The sequence below is a fragment of the Psychromonas sp. genome (assembly GCF_983033635.1).
This window is the reverse complement of record NZ_CEZLMY010000091.1, coordinates 7,942-14,165: the sequence shown is the minus strand read 5'-3', so window position 1 is coordinate 14,165 and position 6,224 is coordinate 7,942. Positions and strand designations below refer to the sequence as shown.

The 6,224-nt window shown below is 40.6% G+C and carries 5 protein-coding genes; 2 read left to right on the top strand and 3 right to left on the bottom strand.

The genetic code is table 11. The annotated features are described in order from the left end of the window. A partial coding sequence (gene ribF, locus AC4GME_RS12145; protein ID WP_490379455.1) for a riboflavin biosynthesis protein RibF occupies positions 1–599 on the bottom strand: 599 nt, incomplete at its 3' end. Between the two features lie 135 nt (positions 600–734). After that, positions 735–2,303: a murein biosynthesis integral membrane protein MurJ gene (murJ, locus tag AC4GME_RS12140; RefSeq protein ID WP_490375710.1), complete on the bottom strand. Its 1,569-nt coding sequence runs from the start codon at positions 2,301–2,303 to the stop codon at positions 735–737. Positions 2,304–2,608: 305 nt separating this feature from the next. On the opposite strand from murJ, the gene rpsT reads away from it, so the two are divergent. Together rpsT and AC4GME_RS12130 are read left to right on the top strand one after the other, a co-directional pair. Next, positions 2,609–2,869: a 30S ribosomal protein S20 gene (gene rpsT / locus AC4GME_RS12135; RefSeq protein ID WP_490379454.1), complete on the top strand. Its 261-nt coding sequence runs from the start codon at positions 2,609–2,611 to the stop codon at positions 2,867–2,869. A 300-nt stretch (positions 2,870–3,169) separates the two neighbouring features. Beyond that, positions 3,170–5,827, top strand: a complete 2,658-nt coding sequence (locus AC4GME_RS12130) for a beta-N-acetylhexosaminidase (protein ID WP_490379453.1) — start codon at positions 3,170–3,172, stop codon at positions 5,825–5,827. A gap of 82 nt (positions 5,828–5,909) precedes the next feature. Here AC4GME_RS12130 and AC4GME_RS12125 read toward each other — a convergent pair whose 3' ends face one another. After that, positions 5,910–6,170 carry a DUF4404 family protein gene (locus AC4GME_RS12125; RefSeq protein ID WP_490379452.1) on the bottom strand — a complete coding sequence of 87 codons (261 nt, stop codon included), beginning with the start codon at positions 6,168–6,170 and terminating at the stop codon, positions 5,910–5,912. Between the last annotated feature and the right edge of the window lie 54 nt (positions 6,171–6,224).

The window sequence follows — 6,224 nt, the reverse complement described above, 5'->3', positions numbered from 1 at the left end:
AATTTTTGCCCGTGTCCGACACGTCCTGTTATGCTGTATTTACGCCCCAGCATTAACGCGGCTTGTTCCAACTCACCATCAGCTAAAAAACCCCGAATACGGCTACTGCTGATACGTTGTTGCTGCTGCATTAAACTTTGCGTATCAACAACCTCAAAGCCGTACTTTTGACCTGCAGCTTTAAGCAGTTTGAAGTCACCTTTACGTTGATAACCAAAATGAAAATCATCACCGATCACCAAGAACTTCACATCAAGTTTTTTAATTAATAACTCTTCAATAAAATCTTCAGCACTTAAATTTGCAAACTGGTGCGTAAATGAAACACACAGTAGACGATCTAAGCCCTGTTTCTCTAACTGCATAAATTTGTCACGCAACCTACTCAATCGAGCCGGTGCGTTATCTCCGGCAAATAATTCAGCAGGTTGAGGCTCAAAGGTCATCACTGTCGCGGGAACTTGTAAGCGTTTTGCTTCAAGTAATAATCGAGATAACACCGCTTTATGACCTAAATGAATGCCATCGAAATTACCAATGCTTAATACACAGCCTCTGTGTTCTGTATTGAGATTGTGAATTCCGCGTAATAATTCCATTTTATTTATTTATTATTTCCAACGATAAAAACGACGAAGCAACCTAAATGAACTCCATTGTTCTACTTAATAAGAGCTTCGAAAATATAAAAGAGGCGATTATATAACAGAGTGCGCAACTAATCAGCTCTCATTTTAATCATTCTCAACTGAAACTTTAAAATGATGGAAACGTAGTCCGCTCGCAAGCAAAACAGTAAAGTAAACTAGCACGGCCGCAGCGATTAACATAAACAGTTTTAAAGCGGCTGCAAACAGTGAAAATTGTCCCCATTGTGACAAAGAAGGATTGAAAATGGCTAAGAAAGCAGCCATCACCACACCTGAAATAACAATACGCAGCAATACTGAAACACTGTTTTTCTGCACCTGATAAACACCACTACGATATAAACCAAACCATAATAAGCTGGCGTTTAACGTTGCGGAAAGAGCCGTCGCAATAGCCAAGCCGACATAACCATAGGGAATCGCAAAAATAATATTTAAAACCATATTACTGAGCATCGCAATAATGCCATATTTAACTGGCGTTTTCGTATCCTGGCGAGAGTAATAACCTGGCGCTAAGACTTTAACCATCATAAAACTCAGCAAGCCACTGGCATACGCCCACAAACTCATTGATGCCATAGACACATCCTGCATATCAAATTCACCACGCATAAATAAAACCCGCAACATAGGCTCAGCCAACACAATCAAGCCTAACATCGCAGGGAAACCTAAAAAACAGACCATACGAATGCCCCAGTCCAAGGTTTTAGCAAAGTGATGATTTGATTGAGAGACATGTGATGAAGACAAGCTGGGTAAAATCACCGTGGCGATAGCAATACCGAACAGACCCAATGGAAACTCAAGCAGGCGATCCGAATAATATAACCAGCTGATTGAACCTGTTTGTAAAAAACTCGCGATCAAGGTATCAAGCAACAGATTAATTTGACTGACAGAAACACCGAATATAGCGGGGATCATCAAGGTTCTGATTTTAACCACACCAGGGTGCGACCAGTTCCAGACTGGTTTCACTAAAAGATTTTCTTTACGCAGAAACGGAATTTGAAAAAAGAATTGAATCGCACCACCGATAAACACACCAATTGCCAGACCAATTTCAGGTTGTGCTAAATGCGGAGAAACAAAAAGCGCACAACTGATAATGGCAATATTCAAAAATACCGGGGTAAATGCGGCCACGGCAAATTTACCCAAGGTATTTAAAATGGCTCCAGAGAGTGCGGTAAAAGTAATAAACCATAGATAAGGAAAAGTTATTTTGAGCATATAAGAAGCAAGCTCAAACTTATAAGCATCCGCACCGCCATTCCACCACTGCAAAAACCAGCCAAAACCAAATAGCGCGGTGATAACAGATGATCCTAAAACCCCCAAAATAGTGATAACAGTAACAATCGTACCTAATGTTCCTGACACTGCAGCAATCAGATCTTTCACTTGATCGGCTGATTTTGTTTTTTCATACTCGGTTAATACCGGAACAAAGGCTTGTGCAAAAGCGCCTTCAGCAAATAAACGGCGTAAAAAGTTAGGGATTTTATTAGCAAAGAAAAACAGATCGGCCGCAGCCCCTGCCCCCATTAAATGGGCTATAACGACATCTCTAACCAAACCTAAGACACGTGAAATCAAGGTCATAGAACTAACAATTAAACCAGATTTCAATAATTTTTTACTCACAATTCAATTTCCAAATAAAATTTAACGTTAAAAGCCATTTGCTCCGAAGATCCAGGTTTAATAAAGCAAATAAAAAAAGAACAAGAAACCCTCTATTTATGGGCATAAATAGGCAGGTTAACTTCACTATCAATTTGCATCTATATGCAGTTTTGGTATAAAATGCGCGCAGTTTAACCATCTGATAGGTTTCTTACCAGTTTTTTCAGCGGTTAAAAAGAAACCATTTGACAATATACGTGTTACAAGGCATATTCCTCGATCTTTGATTATCCCTTGTTATACAGAATTTAGGAGTTAAGGTCTTGGCTAATATCAAGTCTGCTAAAAAACGTGCGATTCAATCTGAAAAACGCCGTAAACACAATGCAAGCCGTCGTACAATGATGCGTACTTTCATCAAGAAAGTTGTTGTTGCAATCGAAGCTGCAAATAAAGAAGTTGCTACAGCTGAGTTCTTAAAACTGCAATCAGTTTTAGATAGCTACGCAACAAAAGGCTTAATTAACAAAAATACAGCTGCTCGTAAGAAAAGCCGTCTTCTTGTTAAAATTAAAGCTCTTTAATTACAATTGGCTTTTTAAGCCACTGTGATATTAGGCAAAAATAAAAGCGCTATAATCTAGCCTTTAATTTTCAAGCCTGAATAAAAACCGACTTTATGTCGGTTTTTTTGTGCCTTTTATTCCTGATTTCAGTGAGAAGAACTCAACTTTAAGCAAATAATGAGATCCTCAACGCTTAATTCTCTCAGCAAATTAAGTTAAAGTACTTTCGCGTTAATAGCGAATTATCGCTAATTTTCTGTGGATTCCCCAAAGTTCCACATTAATCACTAATTGAAAGTCCCATCAAGGAGAGAAATTTTGAATTTTAAAATAAGCACACTAGTAGCGGCGCTCACAGCTGCACTAACAGGTTGTACAGCAACAATAAACGCAACAGATGATTCAAACGCACAAAAAACACTTGATACAACCGCATCAGCTCTTTATGTAACAACATCTTTAGTCGCAAATAAAGTTGCCGACAGTAAAGCTGCTTGCCCTTGGGGGTTTTGCTATCGAGCAGAAATTACTATCACAAATAATAGTGACAGTGCAGTCGATGCAGGTTGGGAAATGTACTTCTCAAGTATTCATCGCGTGTTAGATACACGCAGCGAAGAATTTGAAATTACGCACATTGATGGTGATTTACATAAAATAACAGCTACCGATAAGTTTACTGGCTTAGAAGCAGGTGCATCAATCACCCTGCAATATGATGCGGAGTACTGGCAAATCGTAGACACAGACTTCATGCCTAGCTACTACATAACAGCTCCAGGTGCCGAAGCGCGTATAATTAAAAATACTATTCCTGCAATGGTTGATGGTCGTGAAGACTTAACAACTTATGCAAAACCCATTAGCAATGATCCAGCAAACCCAAACCAGTGGCAACGTCATCCAGGCGATAAAACAGTTGTTGCATCGGCAAAAACTCGTTTTGACAGTAACATCGATGTTGCTGATTTAGGCGCTGATGTTGCATCGGCTAAAATCATCCCGACACCAGCTGATATGACAATTCAATCTGGCTCTGTAGATATCGCTACAGGTCTGAACATTATTGCAGCTGAGAAAAGCCTTCCGGCTAATCAAGTTGCCGCCTTGAATGCTCGTTTTGAACAACTAGGTGTTACTACCGGCGCTGGTGTTGCTGTTAACGTTTCTGTTAATTCAGAAAACAAAGCTTTTAATGGTAAAGAAACTAAAGGCGCTTACACTCTTCAAGTAACTGATAAAAGTATCACTGTTGTTGGTGCTGACGCGGAGGGGGCTTTCTACGGTGTTCAATCTGTTACCGCTCTAGTCACAATTGGTAGCGGCAAACTGCCTAAAGTGACAGTCAAATATGATGCGCCACGTTTTGAATACCGTGGTATGCATATGGATGTTGCTCGTAACTTCCGCTCTAAAGAACAAGTAAAAGAGTTCTTAGATCAGATGGCTGCTTATAAAATGAATAAATTTCACTTCCATCTAGCTGATGATGAAGGCTGGCGTTTAGAGATCCCTGGACTTCCTGAGCTAACCGAGATCGGTGCAAAACGTTGTCACGATTTAGAACAAACAACTTGTCTGCTTCCTCAGTTAGGTTCAGGTCCTGATGCAACAACTACTGGCTCTGGTTACTACACGGTTGCTGATTACGCTGAAATTTTAGCCTACGCTCAAGCACGTAATATCCAAGTTATCCCATCAATGGATATGCCGGGTCATTCGCGTGCTGCGGTAATCTCTATGCAAGCTCGTTACAAAAAGTTTGCAGTACAAGGCGATATGAAAGCCGCTGAAATGTACTTACTAACTGACCAATATGACGAATCGAAATACTTCTCCATCCAAAACTATACGGATAACACCATCAATCCATGTATGGAATCAAGCTTTGTCTTTATGGATAAAGTGATTTCTGAAATCGCGAATCAGCATAAAGCAGCGGGTCAAGCATTAACCGATTACCATATCGGAGCTGATGAAACTGCTGGTGCCTGGGTAGATTCTCCAACATGTCGCGCAATGTTTGTTGATACCACTAACGGAGTTGACTCTGCTGCTGACTTAGGAGGTTACTTTATCGAGCGTATCAGCCATATCCTCGATGCGAAAGATCTTAGCCTTGCCGCATGGAACGATGGTCTGAAACACGGTGAATACATGGATCCAACGAAACTAGCAGGCAGCACCTCTGCTTACGCTTGGGGAACATTATTCTGGGGGGGCGTAAATGACGTGCACACGCTAGCGAACACTGGTTACGACGTAGTTATCTCGACTCCAGATGTAACCTACTTCGATTTCCCATATGAAGCAGATCCACAAGAGCCAGGTTATTACTGGGGTAGTCGCGACACTAACTCACGCCAGGTATTTAACTTTATGCCTGAAAACATGCCAGCAAATGCTGAAACAATGTTAAGCCGTGATAACGCTCCTTACGAATATAATGCAACCACTGTTGCTCTTGAAAAAGGTAAATCTTTCAAAGGGATACAAGGTCACCTATGGTCTGAGGCTATCCGCACCGATCAGCAGCAAGACTTTATGGCATTCCCACGTGCAATTGCATTGGCCGAACGCGCATGGGCGAAAGCAGATTGGGAACTGGCATACGATGCAAAGAAATCTTACAAATCTAACCTGGCTGGATTTGAGGGTACTAATCACATGGGCAAACGTATTGCTGAACGTGACGCTGAGTGGGAGAAATTCGCAAATGGTATCGGTTACAAAGAGCTTGCTAAACTAGATGCGGCAGGCGTTGCATATCGCCTACCCGTTCCAGGAGCAATAATCGATGAAAATGGCCTGTTAATTGCTAATTCAACCTTCCCGGGTTTAACCATTCAATACTCAAATGATGGGGTAAATTGGCTAGATTACGATGCATCATATCAGCCTAAAGTCGAAGCTGGTGTACAAGTTCGTACCGTTGCAACAACGGGTCGAGCTGGCCGCGCAGTAGAAGTGAAATAAACAAGGTTTATTAAACAATTAATTAAAAAGAGAGCTTCGGCTCTCTTTTTTGGTTTTTTTATAGCGAAAATAAGATTTAAAATCAGATCCCCATTCCTGATAATGCATTCATAAAATCTTTAATCGCTTTACCAATAATCGGATTACTCTCTTCAAAGACTAACAACTGCTGTGCAAGCTTTTTATCACGAATAAGTTGTGCGGGATCGCGGGATCTTATCGCTTCCTGAAGTTGATCATGCACTTGCTGCAGCTCACCAGCAGTACATTCATCAGCAATCAGATCATTATTTAGAATCTCTGATAACTTATCAAACTCAGACTTTACTTTTGTTATTGGCATACGCACCTCTACTAATCATTTGAATTCTAATAAAAGTGTAGTATTAAAATAAAG

Bases quoted from the DNA above. Each gene is read 5' to 3' on its own strand.
- AC4GME_RS12125 (WP_490379452.1), bottom strand. From the start codon at position 6,170: ATGCCAATAACAAAAGTAAAGTCTGAGTTTGATAAGTTATCAGAGATT.